The sequence below is a fragment of the Treponema ruminis genome, from assembly GCF_014201975.1.
GTDB classification, from domain to species: Bacteria; Spirochaetota; Spirochaetia; order Treponematales; family Treponemataceae; genus Treponema_D; species Treponema_D ruminis.
The window spans coordinates 181,440-205,709 of record NZ_JACHFQ010000005.1 but is presented as its reverse complement, the minus strand read 5'-3'; the positions used below and the strand labels follow the sequence as shown (position 1 = coordinate 205,709).

General features: G+C 44.3%; 23 protein-coding genes and 1 tRNA gene. 21 read left to right on the top strand and 3 right to left on the bottom strand.

The annotated features are described in order from the left end of the window. Positions 1–39 precede the first annotated feature (39 nt). The 11 genes from HNP76_RS08785 (at position 40) to rsfS (ending at position 8,297) form a co-directional block, all read left to right on the top strand. Positions 40–801, top strand: a complete 762-nt coding sequence (locus HNP76_RS08785; RefSeq protein ID WP_184659584.1) for a J domain-containing protein — start codon at positions 40–42, stop codon at positions 799–801. 28 nt (positions 802–829) lie between these two features. Further along, positions 830–1,594 carry a type I methionyl aminopeptidase gene (gene map, locus HNP76_RS08780; protein WP_184659582.1) on the top strand — a complete coding sequence of 255 codons (765 nt, stop codon included), beginning with the start codon at positions 830–832 and terminating at the stop codon, positions 1,592–1,594. Between the two features lie 95 nt (positions 1,595–1,689). After that, complete coding sequence (locus HNP76_RS08775) at positions 1,690–3,207, top strand: Do family serine endopeptidase (protein WP_184659580.1); 1,518 nt, start codon at positions 1,690–1,692, stop codon at positions 3,205–3,207. Between the two features lie 210 nt (positions 3,208–3,417). Continuing rightward, positions 3,418–3,729, top strand: a complete 312-nt coding sequence (gene rplU, locus HNP76_RS08770; protein ID WP_184659578.1) for a 50S ribosomal protein L21 — start codon at positions 3,418–3,420, stop codon at positions 3,727–3,729. Between the two features lie 3 nt (positions 3,730–3,732). Further along, positions 3,733–4,065: a ribosomal-processing cysteine protease Prp gene (locus HNP76_RS08765; RefSeq protein ID WP_184659576.1), complete on the top strand. Its 333-nt coding sequence runs from the start codon at positions 3,733–3,735 to the stop codon at positions 4,063–4,065. Between the two features lies 1 nt (position 4,066). Further along, the gene (gene rpmA / locus HNP76_RS08760; RefSeq protein ID WP_184659572.1) at positions 4,067–4,324 is read left to right on the top strand and encodes a 50S ribosomal protein L27; all 258 of its coding nucleotides are present in this window, start codon (positions 4,067–4,069) and stop codon (positions 4,322–4,324) included. A gap of 71 nt (positions 4,325–4,395) precedes the next feature. Next, the gene (gene obgE, locus HNP76_RS08755; RefSeq protein WP_184659569.1) at positions 4,396–5,526 is read left to right on the top strand and encodes a GTPase ObgE; all 1,131 of its coding nucleotides are present in this window, start codon (positions 4,396–4,398) and stop codon (positions 5,524–5,526) included. After that, complete coding sequence (nadD, locus tag HNP76_RS08750) at positions 5,523–6,170, top strand: nicotinate (nicotinamide) nucleotide adenylyltransferase (protein WP_184659567.1); 648 nt, start codon at positions 5,523–5,525, stop codon at positions 6,168–6,170. The genes obgE and nadD overlap by 4 nt, the downstream gene beginning before the upstream one ends. After that, on the top strand, positions 6,160–6,738 hold the full coding sequence (yqeK, locus tag HNP76_RS08745) for a bis(5'-nucleosyl)-tetraphosphatase (symmetrical) YqeK (protein WP_184659565.1): 579 nt from the start codon (positions 6,160–6,162) through the stop codon (positions 6,736–6,738). Before nadD ends, yqeK begins: the two co-directional genes overlap by 11 nt. Before the next feature lie 3 nt (positions 6,739–6,741). Beyond that, complete coding sequence (locus tag HNP76_RS08740) at positions 6,742–7,944, top strand: LCP family protein (RefSeq protein WP_184659563.1); 1,203 nt, start codon at positions 6,742–6,744, stop codon at positions 7,942–7,944. An 8-nt stretch (positions 7,945–7,952) separates the two neighbouring features. Beyond that, positions 7,953–8,297, top strand: coding sequence for a ribosome silencing factor (rsfS, locus tag HNP76_RS08735; RefSeq protein WP_184659561.1), 345 nt, complete (start codon positions 7,953–7,955; stop codon positions 8,295–8,297). Between the two features lie 76 nt (positions 8,298–8,373). Here rsfS and HNP76_RS08730 read toward each other — a convergent pair whose 3' ends face one another. After that, positions 8,374–8,628: a hypothetical protein gene (locus HNP76_RS08730; RefSeq protein ID WP_184659559.1), complete on the bottom strand. Its 255-nt coding sequence runs from the start codon at positions 8,626–8,628 to the stop codon at positions 8,374–8,376. Between the two features lie 156 nt (positions 8,629–8,784). Here HNP76_RS08730 and ispE point away from each other — a divergent pair, with 156 nt between their 5' ends. The 8 genes from ispE (at position 8,785) to lepA (ending at position 17,980) form a co-directional block, all read left to right on the top strand. Beyond that, positions 8,785–9,651 (top strand): 4-(cytidine 5'-diphospho)-2-C-methyl-D-erythritol kinase, encoded by an 867-nt coding sequence (gene ispE, locus HNP76_RS08725; RefSeq protein WP_184659557.1) that lies wholly within the window; start codon positions 8,785–8,787, stop codon positions 9,649–9,651. A 44-nt stretch (positions 9,652–9,695) separates the two neighbouring features. Next, positions 9,696–9,974: a septation regulator SpoVG gene (gene spoVG / locus HNP76_RS08720; protein ID WP_184659555.1), complete on the top strand. Its 279-nt coding sequence runs from the start codon at positions 9,696–9,698 to the stop codon at positions 9,972–9,974. 44 nt (positions 9,975–10,018) lie between these two features. Beyond that, positions 10,019–10,091: transfer RNA gene (locus HNP76_RS08715), tRNA-Gln, on the top strand. Positions 10,092–10,202: 111 nt separating this feature from the next. Beyond that, positions 10,203–10,754, top strand: a complete 552-nt coding sequence (locus HNP76_RS08710) for a 50S ribosomal protein L25 (protein ID WP_184659553.1) — start codon at positions 10,203–10,205, stop codon at positions 10,752–10,754. Between the two features lie 62 nt (positions 10,755–10,816). Continuing rightward, on the top strand, positions 10,817–12,256 hold the full coding sequence (gene tilS, locus HNP76_RS08705) for a tRNA lysidine(34) synthetase TilS (protein WP_184659551.1): 1,440 nt from the start codon (positions 10,817–10,819) through the stop codon (positions 12,254–12,256). A gap of 38 nt (positions 12,257–12,294) precedes the next feature. After that, positions 12,295–14,415 carry a tetratricopeptide repeat protein gene (locus tag HNP76_RS08700; RefSeq protein WP_184659549.1) on the top strand — a complete coding sequence of 707 codons (2,121 nt, stop codon included), beginning with the start codon at positions 12,295–12,297 and terminating at the stop codon, positions 14,413–14,415. A 70-nt stretch (positions 14,416–14,485) separates the two neighbouring features. Next, positions 14,486–16,105: a S1C family serine protease gene (locus HNP76_RS08695; protein ID WP_246462612.1), complete on the top strand. Its 1,620-nt coding sequence runs from the start codon at positions 14,486–14,488 to the stop codon at positions 16,103–16,105. Between the two features lie 72 nt (positions 16,106–16,177). Further along, complete coding sequence (lepA, locus tag HNP76_RS08690) at positions 16,178–17,980, top strand: translation elongation factor 4 (protein ID WP_184659545.1); 1,803 nt, start codon at positions 16,178–16,180, stop codon at positions 17,978–17,980. Here the strand turns inward: lepA and HNP76_RS08685 are convergent. Continuing rightward, complete coding sequence (locus HNP76_RS08685; RefSeq protein WP_184659543.1) at positions 17,961–19,706, bottom strand: 6-hydroxymethylpterin diphosphokinase MptE-like protein; 1,746 nt, start codon at positions 19,704–19,706, stop codon at positions 17,961–17,963. The two genes, lepA and HNP76_RS08685, sit on opposite strands and share 20 nt — an antisense overlap. Before the next feature lie 12 nt (positions 19,707–19,718). Further along, positions 19,719–21,203 carry a peptidylprolyl isomerase gene (locus HNP76_RS08680; protein WP_184659541.1) on the bottom strand — a complete coding sequence of 495 codons (1,485 nt, stop codon included), beginning with the start codon at positions 21,201–21,203 and terminating at the stop codon, positions 19,719–19,721. Between the two features lie 212 nt (positions 21,204–21,415). Here HNP76_RS08680 and HNP76_RS08675 point away from each other — a divergent pair, with 212 nt between their 5' ends. Further along, entirely contained in the window at positions 21,416–23,203 is a 1,788-nt protein-coding gene (locus HNP76_RS08675; RefSeq protein WP_184659539.1) for a glycoside hydrolase family 13 protein, read from the top strand. A 73-nt stretch (positions 23,204–23,276) separates the two neighbouring features. Then, positions 23,277–24,245 (top strand): AraC family transcriptional regulator, encoded by a 969-nt coding sequence (locus tag HNP76_RS08670; protein WP_184659537.1) that lies wholly within the window; start codon positions 23,277–23,279, stop codon positions 24,243–24,245. Positions 24,246–24,270: the final 25 nt, after the last annotated feature.

Sequence of the window (24,270 nt, the reverse complement as noted above, 5' to 3'; positions counted from 1 at the left end):
TTTGTATAAAAAAGCAAAAAGTTTTATTATATAGGTGCTTTGGAAGACTGTTATAAGATTCTCGGTGTTCGTCATGATGCCACGGCGGCAGAAATCAAGCGGGCATACCGTCAGAAGGCGAAACTCTTACATCCCGACGCTTCTCAGGATACGGCGACCACGGAAGAATTCCGCCAGCTGGTCAAGGCTTATGAGATTTTGTCCGATGCCAAGCAGCGCTCCCTTTTTGATGAATCTTATTTTACCCGCAGGGCGGGCGGTCATTACAACCGGTCGGTAAATTCTTTTGATTACCGGGCATGGCTTTTAAAGCGAAATGATGAAGAAAGCCGTTCCAAGCTGATTTTTTTTGACCTCATGCATAATCGTGAGGATGACGCGGTTGCCGAGTTCAAGCGGATGAGCATGAATCATGCTGGATTCCGTCTTGCAAAGTGGTTTACCCGCGAAGATTTTATGGACTACGGTTTTATTCTCTGTGAGGAACTTGTTCTCCGCCAGGAATATTACGATGCCTTCATCCTGCTGGAGCAGATTATCCGCATGGAGTACAGCTATCATTATTTCAGACTCTTTTTCCCCGAAGTGATGGAACTAGCCGCCAACGTGCTCAAAAATCATCTTGAAGGCAAAATCCCCGACGAGCTGGCACTGGACTGCTGGGAGCGGGCTCTGGAACTTGGTTTCGGTAAGAATAGCGATGCAAATTTCCTGCGCAAGATGGCTTCGGCTTACAGGCGGCTGGGCGACGAGGCTACGGCAAGAATTTGCGAAGAAGAAGCCTTGAGGTTAGTAAAATAGAAGAAAATGTCAAGGAGATATAGATTTTATGATTCGTTTGAAGAATGAAAAGGAAATTGAAGGAATCAGGCAGTCTTGCCATGCTCTGGCAGATTTGTTCCGCGAGGTAGTTCCGCAGGTGCATCCAGGTATGAGCACAAAGGACGTTGATGACCTCGTAAAGAAATTTATTAAAGGCGTTGGTGGAAAACCAGCCTGGTACAAAGAGGATTTTCCGGGCGCTGCCTGCATCAGTATCAATAACGAGGTAATCCACGGAATTCCATCACGAAAAAGAATTATCCACGACGGCGACATCGTTTCCCTCGACATCGGAATTGATTTGGACGGCTATATTTCGGATTCTACCCATACTGTTATGGTCGGTGATGTAAAACCGTCAATCCGCCGGCTTGTTCAGGCTACCCGCGAGAGCCTTGCGGCAGGAATCGCAGCCTGTGTTGCAGGAAACAGAATCCGTGACATTTCAAATGCCGTCTATGATGTCGCTCACGAACGATATGGCTACGGCGTTGTCTACGAATACTGCGGTCACGGTGTCGGCCTTGATGTCCATGAGGATCCGAGCATTCCAAACCTTCCGGAAGGCGGCCCGAATCCTCGCATTCAAGCAGGCATGGTTCTGGCAATTGAGCCGATGATTAACCTGGGAACAGGTGACGTTGACCTTGCAAGCGACGGCTGGACAGTCCTTACCGCTGACGGAAAGTGGAGCTGCCACGAAGAACACACGGTTGCAGTCTTTCATGACCACACGGAAGTCCTGACCGCCTGCGACGATCTGGTTTGCTAAATTTTCTGTAACTAATTTTTGCTTCCGGGATTATATTATTAGATATCGAAAATCACAGGATTTTACTAAAAATAATCCTTTTCGGAGGCAAAAATATGAAAAAAATCACTAAAGGTCTTTTGGCTGGAACGGCGGCTTGTGCCCTGGCATTTGCTGCCCTTTCCCTTTCATGCACTCGGGTTCAGGTTCAGGGCAGTGCGGCAACGGCTTTTGCCGACACTTCAAAACCTGCAGTTACAATTCCGGCAGATTCACTCAAAGTAATCGAAGCCTTGCAGAGTTCTTTCCGCTCAATTTCTTCAGGAGTCTTGCCATCTGTCGTTGAAATCGATGTAACAGAAAAAAAAGAAGCTCCTGCAAATCCATTCTCTTTTGACGGCTGGCCTTTTGACTTCTTCTTTGGAAATCCAAACGGAGAGGGCGAACGTGATCCGGAGTCACGCGGACGAAAACGTGAATACGAGCAGAAAGGTCTCGGTTCCGGCGTAATCGTAAGGCGCACCGGCGATACTGTCTATGTCCTTACAAACAATCATGTTGCAGGCAAGGCGACAAACATCACTGTAAAGCTCAATGACGGACAGGAATTTGAAGGAAAACTGGTCGGTGCGGACGCTCGCCAGGACATAGCCCTTGTTTCTTTCGATGCAAAAAATGCTGAGAATGTAGTAGTAGCTACCCTCGGCGATTCTGACAAGGTTCAGACCGGTGACATCTGTCTGGCAATGGGTGCTCCTTTGGGCTACCGTCAGTCAGTCACACAGGGAATCGTAAGCGCTACAGGCCGAAGCGGCGACCAGATCGGCAACATGAACGACTTCATTCAGACTGATGCCGCAATCAACCAGGGAAACTCTGGCGGCCCTCTCGTAAACATCTACGGCGAGGTAATCGGAATCAACACTTGGATTGCCTCAGGCTCAGGCGGAAGCGTAGGTCTCGGCTTTGCCCTTCCAATCAATTCTGTCAAAAAGGCAATCGACGACTTCATTTCAAAGGGCAAAATCACTTACGGCTGGCTGGGCATTTCCCTTGTTGACGTTACTGATGAATATAAAAAGGAACTTGGCGTAAAAGGTCAGAAGGGTGCATTTGCATCTCAGGTCTTCATCAATTCTCCTGCCGCAAAAGGCGGAATGCAGGCCGGTGACTACATCATTCAGATTAACGGCAAGAACGTAAACAGCCAGAGCGAGCTTATCCGCGAGGTTGCCTACCTTCCTGCCGACAAGAATGCTGAATTCGTAGTTCTCCGTGGCGGAAGCAAAATCACCCTCACCGTAAAGATTGAGGAAAGAACTGAAGCCGTTTCAAATGACAATGCAAAACTCTGGCCTGGCTTCATCGCTTCTCCACTTACTAAAAAACTGCGTGAGAGCCTCAAGCTTGATGACAAGGTAAAGGGCGTTGCTGTAACCAACGTGCTTGAAAAGTCTCCTGCAGCTGCCCTTCGAATCCAGAACGGTGATGTAATTACGGCTGTCAACGACAAGAAAGTCACAAACCTTAAGGAATTCTACGAGGCCCTTGACTTGAGCCGCAACAAGGAAATCTGGTTCGATGTTTACAACGACGGACACACGATTTCCACCGGACGATACAAATTGAACTAAAAAGCAATGTCAGAGTTTCCTCCTTCTCTGACACTGCTGAGATTTTTGCCACACGGATTAAGAACGTGTGGCTTTTTTATTTTCTGGTTTCAAAAAAAGCTAATTCCTTGTATTGACCATAATTCGTAATAAATGATATAATCTCGTACTTATATTTTATTTTTAGTCGTTAGAGTTCCGTTACACTTTGCGGCGATTAAGAGGTTTTACATGTACGCACTTTTTGAATACAAAGGCAAACAGTACAAGGCTGAGAAAGATGCCCTTATTCAGGTCGACAAAATCGATGCTGAAGAAGGTGCAGCAATTGACATCGACTCAGTTCTTTTGGTTAGCGACGGTGACAAAATTTCTGTAGGAACACCGTTTGTTAAAGGCGCAAAAGTCAGCGCAGTTGTTGAAAACAGCATCCGCGACAAAAAAGTTCTTGTTTTCAAATACAAGAGCAAGAAAGACTATCACCGCTTGATCGGTCACAGACAGGAATACACAAACATTCGTGTTAAGGACATCACTCTTTAATAGATGACTTCCATAACACTTTCTTATGGCAAAAATGGCGTGATAAAAAAATGTCAAGCTAACGGGCACGCAGATTTTTCTAAGAAAGGTACTGACATAGTTTGTGCGGCAATTACAATTCTAATCCGCACGGCAATGCAGGTTCTTTCACATAATGAAGATGTTTTTTTGATTGCTGATGCTTCATCGCGGGGAGCACTTTCCTTCAGCGTTGAGGCCAAAACTGAGAGTCCGGAAACGGAAGCCCAGCTTAAATGTATCGGAGATTTTTTAAGAACTGGTATTTTAGCTCTTACAAAAGAATTTCCTGAGAATGTAATTCTTACGGAGGAATAAAATGGGACGAAGTAAAGGTGGTAGCGGCGCAAAAAACGGCCGACAGTCAAATCCTAAATACTTGGGTGTTAAAGCTTACGGCGGAGAATTCGTAACCGCAGGCTCAATCATCGTTAAACAGCGTGGAACAAAAATCTTCCCTGGCGACAATGTTAAACGTGCCGGAGACGACAGCTTGTTTGCAACAGCAGACGGAAATGTTAAATTCCACGAGCGCATGAACAGAAAATACGCATCTGTAGTTCCTGTTCAGGCATAAGTTTCGACTTAATTGATGAAAGCCCGGATTCAGTTTTCTGTCTCCGGGTTTTTTTTATAAGGAATTTGTAAATGAAACAATTTGCTGATGAAGCAATAATTGAAGTAACGTCAGGAAAGGGCGGCAACGGATGTGTATCATTCCGCCGCGAAAAGTATGTGCCTATGGGCGGTCCCAACGGTGGTGACGGCGGCAAGGGCGGCGATGTTATCTTCTGTGTAAAGAGAAATGTAAAGACTCTCGCAAACATCCGTTTCAAGCGCTTCTTTAAAGCCAAGAACGGCGGCGACGGCATGGGCTGGAATAAATACGGAAAGGACGGAGAGGATATCGTTATCGCAGTTCCGCCTGGAACAGCTATCCGTGATGCTGAGACAAAAGAACTCATCAAGGAATTTACAACCGAGAGCGAAGACGAGCAGTTTGTTTTCCTCAAAGGCGGTAACGGCGGCTGGGGTAACGTTCACTTTAAGTCTTCAACCAATCAGGCTCCGCGAACGGCCAACAAAGGCCAGCCGGGCGAATACCGTAAATTGCTCCTTGAGCTGAGCATTATGGCTGATATCGGCTTGGTCGGCTTCCCGAACGCAGGTAAGTCTTCTTTGCTGGATGCATTTACTAACGCACGGCCAAAAATCGCTCCTTATCCTTTTACCACAAAAATTCCGAATCTTGGCGTTTTGCGTGCTGACAGCGAGCAGGATGTCATCATCGCTGATATTCCTGGAATCATCGAGGGTGCCAGCGAGGGTGCAGGTCTTGGAATCCGCTTCTTAAAGCATATTTCGCGCACGGCCGGTCTTTTGTTCATGATTGACTGTTCTGACGAAAACTGCATGACCGCTTATAAAACTCTCTGTGGCGAGCTTGAAGGATTCTCAAAAGATCTTCTCAACAAGCCTCATATCGTTCTCTGTAACAAAATCGATATTGAGGGAGCGGCTGAAAACGCTGCAAAAATCGCTGAGGAAATCAAAAAGACTGAGCCTGAGACAAAGGTTATTCCGGTTTCAGTTGCGGCTCACAAGGGCCTGAACGATGTCCGAATCGCAATTCTTGGTCTTGTCGGCGAGCTTTCATCATGGAAGGAAAAAAAGACTGAGGCAAAGGTAAAGGCTTCTTCATTTATGGAGTCTCGCTCAGTTGATGAATTTATGGAAGAGCAGCTGCCAGGTTCAGAAAAGTCGGAGTATGAATCGTGAAAATTGCCATGCTCGGCGGAAGTTTCAATCCGATTCATGTGGGGCATTTGATACTCGCTGACTCGGTTTGTAAAAATCTCGGCTACGATAAAATTCTTTTCGTTCCCACGGCAAATCCCCCTCACAAAGAACTTTCCTGTGAGCTTGCCGCGTCTGACCGTCTAAAAATGACGGAACTTGCAGTTTCCGGGGACCAGCGTTTTGTGGCTGAGCCGTGCGAGATAGAGAGGGGCGGGGTTTCCTATACTTACGACACAATCTGCTTCCTTGAGCAAAAATATGCTTCGCTTCTTGACGGCAAAATAGGGCTTATCATGGGTGAGGATTTAATCGCTGATTACGACAAATGGTACAGGGCTGAAGAACTTGCCCAAAAAGCTGATTTGATTCTTGCCCTGAGGCCCAAAGATTCTGGCTTGAAGGCTGAATTCCAGAATTCTCCCACTGAAAAATACGGTAAGAATCCCTTGAAGGGTGTGAGCAGGGAGAATTTTCCCTTTCCTCATAAAATTGTAGAAAATCCGCGGATTGAGCTTTCTTCTTCAGAAATCCGGCAGAAAATCGCGGAAGACGGCGCATGGCGTTATCTTGTAAGCGAGCGTGTTTTTGAATATATTATAGAAAGGAATCTTTATGCAAGGTGAATTGTTTAACAAAATTTCCGAATATACAAAAAGCGTCGTAAAAGAAACTCGTTTTGCCCATTCCCAGCGCACGGCCCAGATGCTTGCCGACTTGTGCAAAAATTACGGTCTTTCAGAAGAAAAGGGCTGGCTTGCAGGCATTGCCCACGACATGTGCAAGGACGTCAGCGATGAAGAGCTCTTCGAGCTTGCCAGTAAAGACGGCCGGCCAATCACAAAAATGGAGCAGGAGATGCCTTTTTTGCTTCATGGAAGGGCTGCAGCCGTTCGTATTCAGGAAATGTTCGGTGTGACCGACCCTGAGATTATCGATGCGATTGCAAACCACACTTTCGGTTCGGTAGATTCCTGTGACCTGGCGCTTTTGCTTTTTGTTGCAGATAAAATTGAGCCTGGCCGGCCTCAGTCAACTGACCAGTACCGGGCTAATCTCATGTCTCTTTCCTGCCACGGAATAGTTCTTGCCGTTCTTGAAGAAAACATCGAATATCTTGAGAAAAAGGGAAAAACCGTTGCTCCTGAATCATTTGCCTTGTACGAAAAATTGAAGAAGGAGTCTGCTGAGTAAGCTATGAAAATCAACAATCCGAATTCCAATAAAGGCGCATTCCTTCTTCTCCTGATTTTTGTGATTCTTATCAGTGTTACCGTCGGGCTTGCCCTTTCCCTTCGTGTCAGTACGGTTGACGAAAACCTCAAGACTGACCGCGTTATCAAGACTCTTGTCGTAATGGAAGATAAAAACCGCGTGCTTTTTACCGATGTTTTTATCTATTATCCGGTGTCTCAAAGGGGAGCTCTGATTAACATCCTTGAGAATACCGGCGCTATTTTTTCCAGCCTGGGGCGCGTAGACAGCATTGAGTCCGTTTACCTTGAAAAGGGTATTGACTCTTACAAATCAGAAATCGAAAAGCTTGTCGGCCAGAGTATTCCTTTTTACATCAATTTGAACCTTACCAAATTCGGCCAGCTTACGGATATGCTTGGCGGCATGAAGGTTTTTATTCCTTCTCCAATCGATGCCAAAAATGATGAGGGGGACAGGTGGCTCTTGCCGAGCGGTGTCGTTTCCCTTGACGGAGATAAAATCCAGAGCTATCTGAATTATGAGAGAAGTGACGAAAACGAGGAAGATTTAATCGAGCGGCGTCAGAATGTAATCCTTGCTTTCTTTGCGGCTCTTTCTCGAAACGAAAAAATCATCCGCGACAAAAAATCGTTTGCCGCGATAAGCAAGCGCATGGACTCAAATCTTGATGACAAGGAATTTCACCGGCTTGTAAGCATTATTTCTCAGGTTGATTCTGAGCATTTGACTCCGCAGACAATTACCGGATCTAAGCGAGTTGTCGACGGAAAAACTCTTCTTTTCCCGTATTATGACGGCCAGCTCATAAAAGACGTTTTCAAGCAGGTTTCAAACTCACTGATTTCGCTTGATAACGCAAACGTAAACCGAACCTATGTACTTGAAATTCAGAATGGAACGACGGTACAGGGTCTGGCAAGGAATACCATGGCATTGCTTCAAAGTGCGGGCTATGATATTCTCACTACTGGAAATGCTGATTCTAATGATTACGAAAAAACTGTAATCATAAATCATATTGGAAACGCTGAGATTGCAAAAAGTCTCGGTGATTTTATTCATTGTTCAAATATCGTCGAAGAGTCTGTCTCTTTGGATGCTGACAGCACTACCGCGGCTTCCAATGTTGACTTTACTATTATTCTTGGAAAAGATTTTGACGGACGATATGTTAAGAAATAGGAGATAATATGAAAACTGCACAAGAAGAAGCTCTTGAAATTGCACAGATTCTTGAAGACTCAAAGGCTGATGACGTAAGCGTTATTGATGTTTCAGAATTGAACTCATGGACTGATTTTTTCGTCATCGCTACTGTTCACAGTTCTGCACACTGGCAGGGACTTGCAAAGCAGATTAAGGACTATGTAAAAGAAAACGAGATGGAAATCCATGTTACTCACAACAAGGCTGTTTCCGGCGATGACTGGAACTTGATTGACATCGGTCCGGTTGTAGTACATCTTATGAGTGCTGATGCCCGTGAATTCTATGAGCTTGAGAAGCTCTGGCACAATGGAAAGAAACTGAGATAATGATAAAAATGCCCCACAGCGGTGCCTGGCACTTGCAAATGTGGGGTAAATTTATAAATCAAAAAAGATTGTTTTACTATTCTTCGTCTGAATAATCTTCTGACAGTTCGTCGTTATAATCTTCTGGTTCGGAATCGTAGCTTACGTTTACATCGTCTTCATCTAGAGAGTCGTCATAGATGTCATCGTCAAACTTGTTGAGGGTGTTGTCGTCAAGCGAATCGAAATCTTCTTCATCACCTGAATCTACATAGCTTTCATCAATTTCATCTGTATATGAAAAACCAAGAGCCATAACCTTAACATCATTCATTTCATCGTTAATCAGCATATTGATTCCTTGTCAAAGACACAAAAGTGTAAATTTATAATGCTATTCTGTCAATAAGTTATGAAAATTTTTCTCTAATTTCTCTATTATTTGTTTCTCTGAATAAGTACAAAAAATGCTTGACTTTTAGAAACCTATTGGTATACTAGATTAGCTATGTTTTCTGATGTGTCAGTCAAAGCTCCTGCAAAAGTGAATATCGGACTAAAAGTCTTGAAAAAGCGGGCAGACGGCTTTCATAACATCGAAAGTATTTTTCAGACAGTTGATTTAGCGGACGAGCTTAAGGTTCATCGCATTTCAAAAGCGGAATGTAACATAACCTGCGCTCAAATGAGGCTCCCCTTGGAAAATACTCTTACGAAGACTTATACAGCTTTTCGTAACATAACAGGCATTGATTTCGGCATCGATGTGGAGCTTCACAAAGTTTTGCCCGCTGGTGGCGGCTTGGGAGGTGGTTCTTCTGACGGGGCATCCCTGTTAAAGGCACTTTCTGATTTAGCCGGTATCCCGCTCACTCATTCTTTGGCAGACTCCGTTGCAGAACAGGTCGGAAGCGATGTTTTTTTCTTCTTGCATTCAGGATTTTTTGAAAAAGGTCGTGGATGTGCCTTAGTTTCTGGACGAGGAGAGATTGTCGAGCCAATTGAACCCAGAACAGACCTAAGTTTTTTGCTGATTTTTCCAGGAATTCATTCTTCCACCGCGGAGGCGTATTCTTTGGTTGATGAGGCTTATGAATCAGGAAAAGAAGTTTCTTGTCCTGAATTCATGGAGTTGAGGCGTTTCTATTACGGTTCAGTTGATGCTTGGGAGTTTGCAAATTCCTTCACTCCAGTTCTTATCGAAAAATATCCTTTGATTGGCCAGGCCATTCATGATATTTTAGAATGTGGAGCTGACTGGGCAGATATGTCCGGGTCAGGTGCTACAGTTTTTGGCGTTTTTGAGTCAGAGTCATGCGCAAAGCAGGCCGCTCTGGAATGTCAGAAAAAATGGAAATGTGTTTTGGTACATTAGTTGTCAGGCACATAAAAATTTAATGTAAAAGGGATTTTGTAAAAATGGAAGTCACTGAATTACGAATTCGAAAAGTAACTGCCGAAGGAAAGTTGAAGGCTTACGTCACTGTAACTTTTGATAATTGCTTTGTTGTTCATAATGTAAAGGTCATTGAGGGACAGTCAGGTCTTTTTATCGCCATGCCAAGCCGCAAAACTGCTAATGGTGATTACAAGGATGTTGCTCATCCAATCAGTGCTGATTTCAGAAATGCTTTGCAGGATAAAATTCTCTCTGAATACAATGCAGGCCATTTTGATGAGTCGGGCACGGAAGACTAATTGACTTTAATTCGTTTATAAGTTAAGATTTATTCCTCATTTATTGGGCCGTCGTCAAGCGGTAAGACAATGGCTTTTGGTGCCATCATTCCACAGGTTCGAATCCTGTCGGCCCAGCATATACTTTGGAAAGCTCTGGCGTGACGAACGATGGGGTGCAAGATTCTAATCTTATTCTACTTGTTTGCTTCGTGCAGGCTTTTCCATAAAAATTTTAGGAGTTCTTAAATGGATCAGTTTGTTATCGAAGCAAAAGTTCGCTCAGAAACAGGCAAAAAAGCTGCAAAAGCTATTCGCGCAACAGGTCGTATTCCTGCTGTTGTTTATGATGAGGCTGGAAAAGCAACATCTGTCACAGTTGACTCAGTTCAGTTCAACAAAGCTTGGCGTTCAATCACAGCTACAACTCTAGTTACTCTCGATGTAGAAGGTAAAAAATACGATGCTTTCATCCGCGACACAGAGTACAACATCATCAAAGACGAAGTTCTTCATGCTGACTTCTTCGCAGTTTCAAACAAAAAACCGGTTGTACGCACATACAAAATCCAGTATCAGGGCACACCAGCTGGCGTTCTCAAGGGCGGCTTCATGGTAAAACATGTTCCTGAGGTAAAAGTTAAGGCTTTGCCAAAGGATCTTCCAGTTCGTGTTGTTATCGATGTTTCTGGAGTTAATATCGGCGACGTATTCCGCGTAAAAGATATGAACTTGGGCGACAAAGTAACAGTCCTCACAAACGCAGAGGATTCACTCGTAAGCGTAGCACCAGCTCGCTAATCGCGTGATTTAATCAGATCCCCCTCCAAAAGGGGGATTTTTTTGTTTATAAGCTTTTTTTTATGCTTGATGCGACAAAATTTGAAAAGAAAGTTCTCGACGGATTAAAATCCTGTGGAATTGAAGCTGCTGCCATTTCAGAAAAATCTCCGCTTGGAATTGCCGTCTCTGGCGGTGCAGATTCAATCTCTCTTTTGCTATCCCTGGCTTCAATTTTTGATTCTTCCTTTCTTCGCGTAATTACGCTTGATCATGGAATCCGTTCGGAAGAGGAGAGCGGCGGGGATGTTGATTTTGTAAGGAATTTATGCGGGAAACTCGGCATCAGGCTTTATATCGAAAAAATCGAGCATGGAAAAATCGAAGGTCTTGCAAAAAAATCTTCCGAAAGCGTGGAAGGTCTGGCCAGAAAGCTCCGTTACGAGGCCTTCGAGTCTTTTATTCAAAATGAAAATCTTCTGGCCCTCTGCCTGGCCCACAATCAGAACGACCAGTGCGAAACCTTATTGATGCGTTTTTTGCAGGGGAGTGGCTGTGAAGGAATGGGCGGAATCGAATATGTGAGGGGAAAATATATCCGCCCCATGCTTGAAATTTCCCGCTCCGAGATTGAAAGCTATCTTTCCCTAAAAAATCAGTCATGGCGGACGGACGCCACAAACTCTGATACCCATTACCTTAGAAACCGGGTACGAAATATCCTTGTTCCCTTGCTTGACGAAAATTTTCCAGGCTGGCAAAAGGCCGTTCTTTTGGGCGGCAAAAAATCCCGGGCTGATGAAAATTACTTTGCCAGTGAAATTGAAAGTAAAAAGGGCTCTCTCGTAAAGTCCGTATCTGAGGGAGTGGAGCCAAAATCAGCATTGCGGGGAAATTCTTCCTTAAAAATTGACAGGCGTGCCTTTTATTCGCTTGAGCCAGCCCTTCAAAGGCGGATCTTTTTTGATTCCCTCAATCAGCTGGGCTTCGGTTCCCGCTTTCCTTTCCGGGTTTTTGAAAAAATCCTGACCTGGAAGGAAGAAAAGACTCAGAAAATATCTTTTGATAAAGTCCTTCTTTCCCTTGATTCTGATAATCTTGTGATTGAAATTCTTGAGTGCGAAAAATCTCTGGAAAATGAAGGTTCGTATATTGAAAGCGGTTTTTCTTTCATTCTTAAAGAAGCCGGAGATTCTTTCGAAATAGAAAATCTTCTGGTAAGGGCCCAGAAATCCCCGGATTCTCAGTCAATTCTTCTTTCTGTTGAAAAAAATGATGATGGGGAGAAAATTTCTTTTCCTGTCAGCCTGCCTCTTCTTGTGAGAAGTCCCCTTGCCGGGGATGAAATCCAGACTTCTGACGGAAAATCAAAATTGCTGTCCGACATCTTTACCGACTGGAAAATTCCTAAAAATCAGCGCGACAGGATTCTTGTCCTTGAAAATCTTTCTTCTCCCTCAAAAAACTCTTTGAAAGCCCTTCTTGCTTTTCACCTCGCTTTTAAAAATTGGATTGTAGAATAAGCTAAAGTATAGTAAAATAATAAGTAAGGAATTTTTTAATGTTAAAAAAAGCGGTTTCTTTATTTCTTGTTTTATCGTCTGTTTCTTTGGTGGCATTAAATGCTCAGAATCTTTCAAGCTCTGCTTCTGTGGCCAATCGCCGCACTGCAGTTCGCTATCTTCAGCTTGCCAAGCAGTTCGCTTCCGAAAAACTTTGGAATGATGCTGAGTCCAATGCAAAAATGGGCCTTGCCTACGATGATAAAATCGCCGACCTCTGGTATCTTCGTGCCGTTTCTCAAATGAATCTGGGCGAAAAAAAGTCCAAAATCCTGCCACTTGTTGTTACGGCCCTTACCGAAGCCGAGTGGGTGGATTACAACCGGGACGGAGCTCGGATTTTATATTCCGACATTCTTTCTACGACCCGCCAGTTTACCCAGTCACTTTCAGTGCTTGATTCAGATCCTTTTGTTTATTCTGCTGATGCCGAGTATATTCGGGCAAAATCATATTATTGTCTTGGCGATGAAGAGAGCGTCAAAAAAGCCCGTTCCCGCCTTGATGCAGCCCGTCGTGTTTATCCGGCTGATTCCCGCTTTGCCGAGCTTTTTTATACCCACGAATATCAGATTCTCCGCCAGTCAAAGACCGTCTCGGATGACGCCCGTTCTCTTGCAGACGCCTTTGCCCTCATGATTCCTCTTTACAAGAATGCCCGAAGCGATCTTGAGGTTTATGCTGCAATTTTTGCCGCAAGCGATTCCAAAAAAATCCGTATGCTCAAGGCTTTTAATTCAAAGCGATTGAAGTCACCTCTCTACGCTCTTGAGGCCCTTAAAAACGGTCTTCTTGAAGAAGATGCGGCCCTGGATTATTTCTATCAGTTTTCGGATAAGGGAGTCAGCCTTTCAATTCTTGAGGATTTTGCCTCGCTTCTCAAATCAGACGAAGCCAAAAAAGAATTTGCCGAGTATCTTAATTCATATAATGGAAGAATTACGATTGATGTTGACGGTGACCTGCTGCCAAATCTTACGGTGCTCTACAAGCGAGGCCGTCCTGAGTCAATTGTTTTTGACGAAAATCAGGATGATGATTACGAATGGACTGCAAACTGTGACTTCGGCGTCCCGTTAAAGATTTCCCTGGCGGAAAACGCCCTTGAACTTGAGTATTCTGCCTGGCCATACATTGCGGCTGCCACCTATAAAATGGACGTCAATCATGCGGACCTGCGTTTTGCCCTGATTGCCGAAACCCTGTCATGGACACCTTTTGTGGTTGAGGCCGATAAATCGATTTTCCAGTCCCTTGCCTACGATTTTTACATTCCGGTGCTTTCAGCTCCAAACGAAAATTCTGTTTCCGGCTCGGATCTGCTTAAGGCGGCCTTGAGCTATTCAATTCCTTCAAGGGAGCGGGAAGGGGCTGTAATTCAGGTCAGCCTTTTGAACGGTGTCGCCCAGCTTGCAAGCTATTCTGTCGGCGACAAGATTTACGCCATGGCTCAGTTTGAAAATGGAATCCCGGTTTCCCGCAAGCTCGACGTTGACGGCGACGGACTTTTTGAGACTTCTGAATATTACGGCTTTTCAAACGACGGAAGTGAGAAATTCATTTCAACCAATGATGAAATGCAGATTATGACCAATCTTTTCGGTTCACCGGCTCTTGGCACAGGTTTCTACGTCAAGAAAATCACCGTTGACCGAAACCGGGATACAGTTCCTGATTTTACCGAAGAATATCTTCCTGCCAATGAGGGAGCAAAGATTCCGGGTAAAATTTCCAGCTGGGATACAAACGGCGACGGCAAGTGGGACGTTCAGTATGTAAAACATCCTTCATCTATAGACGGAAAGCTTCGTGAAGAGGCAAAATTCCATCAGCCGCTCACGGATTCTCTGGTCACGGTTTATTCTGAAGACGGAATTCCGGTATCTGTTCAAAAGGGGAACGAAATTCTTTCTGTCACAAAGGGGCTTTCAAAGAATTTCTACTGGATAGCGCAAAGCTCTTCTCAGGCAGATGAAGAAAAAATCATAGAAAATGTTAACCAAATCGGTGAGCAAGGTGTTTCTATTATTGTAGAAGGCGGTGAAAAATCCTCTAAAAAGCGTTTTCTTGCTGTCCGTATCGAAAAAATGATTTTCGGAATGGAAATAAAGGATAATTAGGAGCTGACAGTCTAAAAATGGGGAAAGTTTTCCCACCTTCTCCTAAACCCGTTTGTGAGTTATGAAAAATATGTTCAAAATTAAAAATTTATTTCTCTTTTTAATCCTTTTTAGCTTTTTATCATGTTCATCGGTTCGTGACCCGGACAATGTTTATTCAGAAATAGACTACACTCAGGAAGATGCCCGCAACGAGGAAAAAAAGCGCATTTTTGATTTGCTTGAAAAGAACAAGGTTCAGGCTCTCTGGCGGGCTTATCTTTTGAAAGACGGCGAGACTATTTCCCAGTGTGAGGAAATGGTTCTCGAAGAATACAATGAGGCTGTCGAAAAGAAAGACTGGTATAATGCCCTCAGAATCGCAAAATCTCTGGAAACCCTTTCTTCTCCGGCCCTTGCAAAACTTTCTAAGTCACCTGCGGACCTGGCTTCCCTTTCAAAAAAGAATGTTCCCGGCTTAAACGGCGAAAAATCAAGTGCTGCCAAAAAAGTTTCTTCATATATAAACGGCACGGTTACAATCTGGGTTGACAAGGGAATCAAAGTCGAGCGGGGAATGGGTTTTGCTGACCGCGTAATCGGTTCCGGTTTTTTCATTTCAAAAGACGGCTATATCGTTACAAATCACCACGTTATCGCTGATCTGGTTGATAAAAAGAGCGAGTCTTTTTCCCGCCTCTACATTAAGCTGGCCGAAGACTCTGACACCCGCATTCCTGCCAAGGTAATCGGCTACGACCCGGAAGTTGACCTTGCCTTAATCAAAACCGAAGTTGACGCGCCTTATGTCTTCAGTCTGGGCTCAAGCTCGGATCTGGATGCAGGCGATAAAATCTATGCGATCGGTTCTCCTGTAGGCCTTGAGCGCACCCTTACAAGTGGAATTGTCAGTGCCACAGACCGAAAGCTCTTTACCCTGGGTTCCGTAATGCAGATTGATGCGGCTGTCAATCAGGGAAATTCCGGCGGACCTTGTATCGATGCCAACGGTAATGTTCAGGCCGTTGTTTTTGCGGGTATGCTGCAGTTTGAGGGCTTGAATTTTGCAATTCCAGTTGAATATTTAAAGAGCCTGCTCCCGGCCCTTTTTGCAGGCGGAAAGGTTTCTCATCCCTGGTTCGGCTGCTACGGCCATACAAAAAAGGAACTTGGAAAGGATGCCGGTCTTGAAGTTCAGTACGTCTTCCCGGGCAGCAGTGCAAGCAGGGCAAGAATCATTCCCGGTGATTTGATTACTCAGGTTGACGGTCAGAATGTTGCTACCCTTGAGGACATGCAGAATATCCTCATGAAAAGCGCCGCAAAATCAATCATCAGGGTAAAATATCGCCGTGGTGAGGAAGAATTTCTGGAAAGCGACATATACCTCGCTGTCCGCCCGGAAAATCCAGGCTACAATATTTACAAGGGCGATATAATCGCAAAGGCTTTCCTGCCGATTTTTGGAATGCAGTTGGTTCATGTCTCAACCTCAAACAGCAGGAAGTATTCAATCGAGCAGATTTTAAAAGGCTCTGTCGCAGATGAATCAGGCTTTTCAGAAAACGACCCTGTTGAAATCAGAAACATCAGGCTCCTTGAAGAAAATTCTGTGATTTATGCTGAAATTTATGCAAAAAACCGCAAGAAAGGCTATCTCGACGGAGTAATGGCAATCGGCGCCCAGCTTGACAGTCCTTACTATTTCTAGTCCTTTCTCTCTCCGTCCCATAGCCTGGGGCGGATTGCTCCAAATCGCGATTTCCTATAGAATTATAATACAATGACAGAAATGAAATTTAAGCGCAATTTTTGTATCGTTGCGCATATTGACCACGGAAAATCTACACTTGCAGACCGCTTGATTCAGAAAGCGAAGATTATTGATGACCGCCAGATGATGAATCAGATTCTCGACAACATGGATATTGAACGGGAACGCGGAATCACAATTAAAAGTCAGGCCGTCACAATTCCTTATCACGCCAAAGACGGAAACGACTACGAGCTTAATTTCGTTGACACTCCGGGCCATGTCGATTTTTCTTATGAAGTCAGCCGGGCCATCGCTTCATGTGAGGGAGCCCTTCTTTTGATTGACGCTTCTCAGGGCGTTGAAAGCCAGACCGTCTCTAACCTTTACATGGCAATGGAGCAGGATTTAACGATTGTTCCTGTAATCAATAAGATTGACCTTCCTAGCGCTGATTTGCCTAGAATCAAAAAGCAGATTGACCACGACCTTGGTCTTGATTCAGAAGATGCAGTTCCTGTCAGCGCAAAGACAGGCGAGGGCATTGACGATTTGATGGAAGCAATTGTTACAAAATTCCCGGCTCCGAACGGTGATCCTAACGGCAAGGCTCAGGCTTTGATTTTTGACTGCCACTATGACGAATACCGCGGTGTCATCATTCATATCCGTGTTAAGGAAGGACGCATTAAAAAAGGCGATATTATCCGCTTCATGTCAAACAATACCGACTACAAGGTTGACCAGATCGGCATTTTCAAAATCAACTACGAGGAAACTCCGTATCTTGAGGCAGGCGACGTAGGCTATATTATCGCAGGCGTTAAGACTGTAAGCGATGTCCGTGTCGGCGATACCGTAACTCTGGCAACTGACCCGGCTGCTGAGCCACTTGGCGGCTTTAAGGACGTTAAGCCTGTCGTATTTTCTTCAATTTACCCGATTGATTCAAACGACTACGAAGAGCTCAAGGAAAGCATGGAAAAGCTCAAGCTCAACGATGCTTCATTGATTTACGAAAAGGACAATTCCCTTGCCCTTGGAAACGGATTCCGCTGCGGCTTTTTGGGACTTTTGCACCTGGAAATCATTCAGGAGCGTCTGGAGCGTGACTATGACCAGGCGGTTATCTTTACGGCGCCAAGCGTTCAGTACAAAATTAAGATGACCAACGGCACCGAGCAGATTATCGATAATCCGACCGAGTTCCCTGAGACAAAAATCCAGGAAGCCTGGGAGCCATACATTAAGGCAACGATTATCACGCCTACGGATTACATCGGCGCAATCATGAATCTCTGTACTGAAAAGCGCGGCGTTCAAAAGAACATGACTTACCTTGACGAAAAGCGAGTCGAGCTCACATACGAAATGCCGCTTGCCGAGGTCCTTTTTGATTTCTATGACAAGCTCAAAAGCTACAGCCGCGGTTACGCATCTTTCGACTACGAAATCACTGACTATCAGCAGACTGACTTGGTAAAGGTTGACATCCTCTTGAACGGAAAGCCTGTCGATGCCCTGAGCCAGCTGGCCTACAAGCCTGAAGCTGCCGTTCGTGCTAAAAAAGTGTGCGAGCGTCTTAAGGGTGAGATTTCACGCCAGCAGTTCAAAATTGCAATTCAGGGAGCAATCGGAAGCCAGATTATCGCGCGAGAGACCGTAAATCCAGTGCGAAAGGACGTTCTTGCCAAGTGTTACGGTGGTGACGTCACCCGAAAGCGAAAGCTTCTCGAAAAGCAGAAGGAAGGTAAAAAGCGCATGAAGATGATTGGTAACGTAGAGCTTCCTCAGACAGCCTTCCTGGCAGTCCTTAAAGAGAAAGAAGAGTAGTAACTCCCTGCTTTATATCTTTTAAGAAGAAGTCTATCTGACCTCTGACCCGCTTTAAAAAGCTCAGGTCGGAGGTTTTGCATTTATAGCCGTCGGGGAAGTGCAGAAAGAGGTATTCTCGCTGTGCAATCAGCTTTTCAAGCTCATCGTCCAGGGAGCATGAGCAGCTGGCAACGTCTTTTCCGAACATCAAAAGTTCCTTTATGCGGTTGAGTGCTTTTTCTTCGTCCTCAAGATATTCCAGGACGGTTTGGGGTTTGTCTTTCCCGTCATTTGTGGCGGACTTAAGCAATGAAGATAGAGACGTCTCTGTTTGTGAATCCTGTAGAGTTTCTAAATAGGCTTTTACTTTGTCAGAATTGATTTCCTGTATACTGAGCGGAATTCCCTGCTTTCCGGCGTCGTAAAGATTTGGACTTGTTGCAAAGGCATCGGCGAAGCTTTTTGCGTAACCCTCGAGAGCCGTGTCCGTAAAAACAGGAATATTGTTTTTGCCGATGATTTGCCTTGCTCCGGTGCGGAAGGCTGCGGCATAGTTTTCGACCGGATTAAATCTGTTTGAGGTTGCCAGCCTTGCTATGTGGGCCGGTGTGTTTTTGGCGTGGGTGCGGCCAAGCGAGAAAGAAAAGTCCAGTCCGCTTACAAATACCGGCAGGTTCTGGTTTTCACGCAAAAGAAGGGCAATATAGACCGCAGAAAGCCCCACTGAGCCAAGAGGCGGGACTACAGGCGGGAAAAAGTCTTTTTGGGAAAGAGCCTTAAAAAAAGTGGAATCCGTGTATTTTGAAGCGATATAGGTGACAGCCTTCTCTGTGTGGCGCGTGATCTGCTTTCGGGAAGTGATGTCGGCTATTATAAGTGAAGACTTTGCTGAGCCTCCGATATAGGCCTTTTCGATTGCAAGCTGGCCTTCAAGTGCGACCAGGGCATCGATTTTGATTCCGTATGCCTTGAGAGAAGTGGAGGCCGCATCAACGGCAATCACAAAGCATTTTTCGAGCAGGACTTTTGGAATTTTTGAAAGACTTTCCTCTATGCTTTCTCCTGCTCCAAAGACAAAAATCGGTCTGGTGATTTTGCCCATGAGCTTTTTAAAATCGACTGCGTTTGGAATATTCGCCAGATTTTTGAAAAGATTTCGTGAATAAAGCCTTCCAAGCCTGGTGAGTGTAATTCTGTTCTTCCAGAATGAAGCGATTGTATTTTGGGCAAGGCTTGCCAGCTGAAAGTATTTTTCCTTTGAAAACTGTGTACCTGCGCTCATTTCAATTGGAATTGCCCGGCGGAAGGTTGAAAGGTGGGGTAATCCGATATTTTCTGAAGATGTTTCGCCGCTTAAAATATTTACGATATAATCATTCTGCTCAAATGGAAGAAGGACGATTCTGGATAGTTTTTCCAATGCACCATTGTCTGACTCGCCGGCCTGGTCTTTCTTTATTTTTTCAAGCTGCTTTTCTGCAAATTCATGAAGATTCCTGTCCGCCTCAATTCCCAAAATAAAGGAATCTTCCGGGAGTTTTTCGAGAAGCTTATCAAGACCAAGCCAGAGGGCAGGGGAGAGGGCTAGAATCAGAGTACCGGGCAAAATTGAAAGGGAAGCGATTGCTCCGTCAATTGCACGGCTGGGAGCGTATTTTGAATAGAGAAAGCGGTTCTGATAAGAAACAGAAAAGCCCTGCGCGGTTTGAACCAGGCAGGGCTTCTGAGGAATGTTTAATTCCAAATTTTACTCCCTTTATTTAGAAAGGAATTTGTTGAAGTAAACGTCAGCTACATTGTTCTCAACTTTTGAACTTGAAAGAAGAGCTGACTGTGCGCCAGACTGGTCATAGTCAATAACTTCGATTTTAACTTTTGAAGTGCTGTCTTCTGTTGCCTTGTCATTCTGGATGCCTTTGAGCTGGAATACTGTAACGTAGTTGTTCATTACCATTGGCTCAGAAATGTCGTTGAGCTTCATTGTGAATGCTTTTTTGAGGAAGTCTTCGTTTGTGCTTGCGCTGGCGTAAGCCTTTGCTTCTGAAGAGTTGAGTGTGTCTGCGATTGAAGCATTGCCGTAGTTGAGCGGGAATGCAGGAATCGAAACTACTTCAACATCTGAAGCCTTTGCAGCTGATTCAAAACCGTCTGCCTTTGCTTTTGCAACGAAGTCGTTTGCTTTTGCGATGAAGTAATCTTCAATCTTCTTTGATTCGTTTGTTGTGATGTATTTCTTAACTGCATCAACAGTTGCTGAATCTTCGATGTTAGCGGCTGTTTTGTCGCCTGTGCATTTGTAGATTGAATATCCGTTGTTTGTTTTGATTACTTCGCTCAAAGCGTCTTTTGCAAGTGAATCGATTTTTGAGAAGTCTTCTGTGTTTGCGAGGTTCTCTTTAACCTGATATGCGAAATTCTCTTTAACTTTGCCGTTGCCGTCTGTGTAATATTTTTCTGAATACTCAGAAACTGCATCGTCAAATGTGATTTCGTTGTTTGCAAGCTGACCTGCGAGCTTTTTAGCCTGAGCCTCTTCTTTAACTGTAATCATTGAAAGAGAATAGCTTGTGAAAAGGTCGAGGTTGTCTGAGCCAAACTTTTTGATTTCTGACTCCGGGTAAGCTGCCTTGTCGAATGAAACTGTGTCGAATGAGCGTTTTTCTTCGTTGAGTGAAGCGAGGAAGCTTGTTTCCTTTTCGCTTGATTTGAGTCCGAAGAACTCATAGTCGCCCAATTTTTTTGATGAACCGAAGTTGTCATCGCTGAAACGCTGCCATACGAGCTGTTTTGAAATGTCGCTCTTGAGTGACTCTTTGTCAGCGTTTGAAATCTGGCTGTAGAGTTTTGGATCATATTTTCCGTCTGCATTGAGGAAATATGGAAGCATTACTCGTGAGATTTCTGCAGCGCTTGGTTTGTAACCAGATTTTTTTACAGCGTCTTTGTAAGCTGCAGACTGAACTGCGTTGTTGAAAGCGTAGCTGTAAATGTAGAAATATGCAGACTGGTCAAGCTCCTGACCCTGTCGCTGATAGTAGTTTGTGTAGTTCTGAACTGCGTTTGCAAAATCAGTACCTGGGGCAAGAACGATATCCTTGCCGTTGTATTTTCCGAAAGAAATTCCATTGCCTTCGCCTGTAACTGCACGGATCAACTCTGTGCCTACTCCGAAAACAACGAAACAAATAACAGAAAGAATAAGGATGATTACAGAACCAACCCAAAGCATTTTGTTTTTCATAAGACTTTTCCTTATTTTATATTAATTGTGACAAATATTTTATCACGCTGACTTTCAACTGTCAATGAATACTGTCAATAGCAACAATAGTTTTTTAATGTTAATTTAGATATTTTCATACTATTGTCATATAAAATAGTGTTTTTTCTCATACCGTCTTTCTGTAAAAGAGACTTATACTACAATCAGTACTTAAAGATTTGGAGAAAACGATGAACACTTCCGCTGTCCAGCATTATTCTTACGATAAATTTTGTTATCCGCTCAATAAAGATGAACTTCAGTTGAGCATTCAGACCGGAAATGACATAACTGCCGTTTTTTTGATTTTTGGCGACCCTTTTGACTTCAAATTTGACGGAAAGGACTGGGAATGGCAGAAAACCAGGGTTCCCATGGAAGATATCAAGCGTCTTTCTGATTCAATTTTTTGGAGCGTTTCAGTCAGGCCATTTTTTAAGAGATGCAAATACTTTTTCGAGATTCATTCATGTGATGAAAAAAAGTTTTTCTTTGAGGACGGATTTTATTCCGAGGGGCAGACTGACTTACAGAAAAACGCAAGTCCCTTCATGTTCCCGTGGATGAACGAAGCCGACATAATCAAGCCCGCTTCCTGGGCCGAGAACACCGTCTGGTATCAGATTTTCCCAGCCCGCTTCTGCCGCAGCTCATCATCAGCCAAAGAAGATTATCTTCCCTGGGCAGCTTCTGACCACGCCGTTACCAATGAAGAGCGCTATGGCGGAAATATTGCCGGAATTACAGAAAAACTCGACTATCTCGAAGATTTGGGCATCAACGGCCTTTACCTCAATCCTATAAACCTTTCTGTTTCCCAGCACAAATATGACACCAAGGACTATCTTCAGATAGATCCCGATTTTGGAAGCGAAGAAGACTTGATTCATATGGTAAAAGAGGCCCACCGCCATTCAATGCACGTCATGCTTGACGGAGTTTTCAATCATTCAGGCTGGGAATTCTTTGCCTGGCAGGACCTCATTCAGAAGAGGGAGAAGTCCCGCTATGCCAGCTGGTTCATGGTCAACGACTATAATTTCCTTCCAAAGCCCTGCGATAATGCGGCCAAGGGATTCTATTACTCATTTGCATTTTCTGACCGGATGCCCAAGTTGAATACGAATAATCCGGAAGTCAGGGATTATTTCTGCTCGGTTTGTGAAACATGGGTCAAAAAATATGACATTGATGCAATCCGCCTTGATGTAGCCAACGAGATTTCCCACGCTTTCTGCAGGGAGCTCAGGGAACGTCTCCAGAAGATTAAGCCTGATTTTTTCATTGTCGGTGAAATATGGAACAACTCCCAGCCCTGGCTTCGCGGCGATGAATTCGATTCCGTAATCAACTATCCCTTGAGGACTGCGATTGATCATTTTGCATCAAATCCAGAAAAGAGCGTGCGTTTCCTTGAAGAGTCACTCAATCAGTGCCTTACCCAGTATGCAAGGCAGACCGAGCGGGTTTTAATCAACCAGATGGACAGCCATGATACGATAAGGCTCATCACAAAGAATGACGGAAACGTAGACATGACCCTGCTTCAGTTTGCCCTTATCCTAACCTTGCCGGGTTCTGCCTGCATGTATTACGGCACGGAAATCCTTCTTCCAGGAGGAAAAGACCCGGACTGCAGGCGCTGTATGCCATGGAAGGAAATTGAGGCCGGAAAATTTGCAGAGGCCCACTCATTCATGCGTTCACTTGTGCGCCTCAGAAGAAAGCATGCGGCTTTAAGGAGCGATAAATTCTCCTTCCAGTATCTGAGCACGGACTTGAGCGGAAAGCACCGCCTTGTAATCCTTCGAAAGTTTGATGAGTTTTCCGGAGAGACTATTGACTGCATTTTCAATTTTGGCAGGCTTCCTTTTACCCTCAAAGGTGAATTTTTGCCAAAAGAGGAGAGCATTCTTCTTTCGAGAAATGTCGACGGAAACCTTCTTCCGCCAGGAGCCTTTATCGCAATCATAAAATAAGCAGATTCTAATTTTTAAGAGAATCTTATAAAAGAATTTGCAATTTCAAATGTTGGTTGCTATACTGAATTTTATGGAAAATGCACCTATAGTTACGAAGAATCAAGCATATAGAGAGACTTTTCAGCGTGGTACAGTTGTTTTTCCTGTCCAATACAGCCTTTGTGACACTACAAATCCTCATTATGATTTGCCTTTGCACTGGCACAGCGAGTTTGAGCTGATTCATGTCATCGCGGGCAATTATAATATTTTCATTGAGGACAAAACCATAAAACTGGAAAAAAATGACCTCTGTCTGGTGCCTGCCGATTTAGTTCACGGCGACGCTCAGGACAAGGGCATGGCTCTTTATGAGTCGATTGTTTTCGAGATAGACCTTCTCCGTCTTCACAGCTATAGCCCGGACATTTTCTTTACTGATATTTTAAACGAAAGCATTATTCTCGATAATTATATTCCTGAAAAGCATACGGAAATCCTCGACGCCGCCAGCAAGATTTTTGAGGCCGTCAAGCACAAGGATGAAGAAACAGGCCTTATTGCTGTCGGCTGGATGCTCATTTTCTTCGGTCTTTTAAAGAAGAAGCGGCTTTACAGCGAAAAAAATCTCAATTTGTCGCGTGCCAAGGAAACCCGCACTGATCAGATCAGCAACGTCCTCAATTTTATCCGTAAAAACTACAACAAGGACTTAAATCTCCAGGATATGGCAGAGGCCGTAGCCCTTTCGCCCAAGTATTTCTGCCGTCTCTTCAAGGAAAATACAGGTCACACTCCGATCGAATACCTCAACTGGTTCAGAATCAACCGTGCCTGCACTCTTCTGCGTGAGACAAACGAAAAGCTGCTTGAGATTGCCATGGAATGCGGTTTTAATGATTTCAGTTATTTTACCAAGACTTTCCGGCGTTACAAGGGAATTACGCCATCAAAATACAGAACTTTTGACCCGGCAAAGGCAAAGGAGATTATCATCGATCCTGATTACCTTTGGGAAAAAAATCACCCGGAAGAAAGTGAAGAATCTTCCGGGGATTAAAATTGCAGGAGATTAGGGATTTTTA

Coding starts and splice junctions, on each gene's coding strand:
- rsfS (WP_184659561.1), top strand. CDS start 7,953: ATGAAAACTGCACAAGAAGAAGCTCTTGAAATTGCACAGATTCTTGAA.
- ispE (WP_184659557.1), top strand. CDS start 8,785: ATGTTTTCTGATGTGTCAGTCAAAGCTCCTGCAAAAGTGAATATCGGA.
- rplU (WP_184659578.1), top strand. CDS start 3,418: ATGTACGCACTTTTTGAATACAAAGGCAAACAGTACAAGGCTGAGAAA.
- HNP76_RS08680 (WP_184659541.1), bottom strand. CDS start 21,203: ATGAAAAACAAAATGCTTTGGGTTGGTTCTGTAATCATCCTTATTCTT.
- HNP76_RS08775 (WP_184659580.1), top strand. CDS start 1,690: ATGAAAAAAATCACTAAAGGTCTTTTGGCTGGAACGGCGGCTTGTGCC.
- rpmA (WP_184659572.1), top strand. CDS start 4,067: ATGGGACGAAGTAAAGGTGGTAGCGGCGCAAAAAACGGCCGACAGTCA.
- tilS (WP_184659551.1), top strand. CDS start 10,817: ATGCTTGATGCGACAAAATTTGAAAAGAAAGTTCTCGACGGATTAAAA.
- lepA (WP_184659545.1), top strand. CDS start 16,178: ATGACAGAAATGAAATTTAAGCGCAATTTTTGTATCGTTGCGCATATT.
- yqeK (WP_184659565.1), top strand. CDS start 6,160: ATGCAAGGTGAATTGTTTAACAAAATTTCCGAATATACAAAAAGCGTC.
- HNP76_RS08700 (WP_184659549.1), top strand. CDS start 12,295: ATGTTAAAAAAAGCGGTTTCTTTATTTCTTGTTTTATCGTCTGTTTCT.
- HNP76_RS08695 (WP_246462612.1), top strand. CDS start 14,486: ATGTTCAAAATTAAAAATTTATTTCTCTTTTTAATCCTTTTTAGCTTT.
- HNP76_RS08740 (WP_184659563.1), top strand. CDS start 6,742: ATGAAAATCAACAATCCGAATTCCAATAAAGGCGCATTCCTTCTTCTC.
- HNP76_RS08730 (WP_184659559.1), bottom strand. CDS start 8,628: ATGCTGATTAACGATGAAATGAATGATGTTAAGGTTATGGCTCTTGGT.
- HNP76_RS08765 (WP_184659576.1), top strand. CDS start 3,733: ATGACTTCCATAACACTTTCTTATGGCAAAAATGGCGTGATAAAAAAA.
- map (WP_184659582.1), top strand. CDS start 830: ATGATTCGTTTGAAGAATGAAAAGGAAATTGAAGGAATCAGGCAGTCT.
- HNP76_RS08675 (WP_184659539.1), top strand. CDS start 21,416: ATGAACACTTCCGCTGTCCAGCATTATTCTTACGATAAATTTTGTTAT.
- HNP76_RS08710 (WP_184659553.1), top strand. CDS start 10,203: ATGGATCAGTTTGTTATCGAAGCAAAAGTTCGCTCAGAAACAGGCAAA.
- HNP76_RS08670 (WP_184659537.1), top strand. CDS start 23,277: ATGGAAAATGCACCTATAGTTACGAAGAATCAAGCATATAGAGAGACT.
- spoVG (WP_184659555.1), top strand. CDS start 9,696: ATGGAAGTCACTGAATTACGAATTCGAAAAGTAACTGCCGAAGGAAAG.
- obgE (WP_184659569.1), top strand. CDS start 4,396: ATGAAACAATTTGCTGATGAAGCAATAATTGAAGTAACGTCAGGAAAG.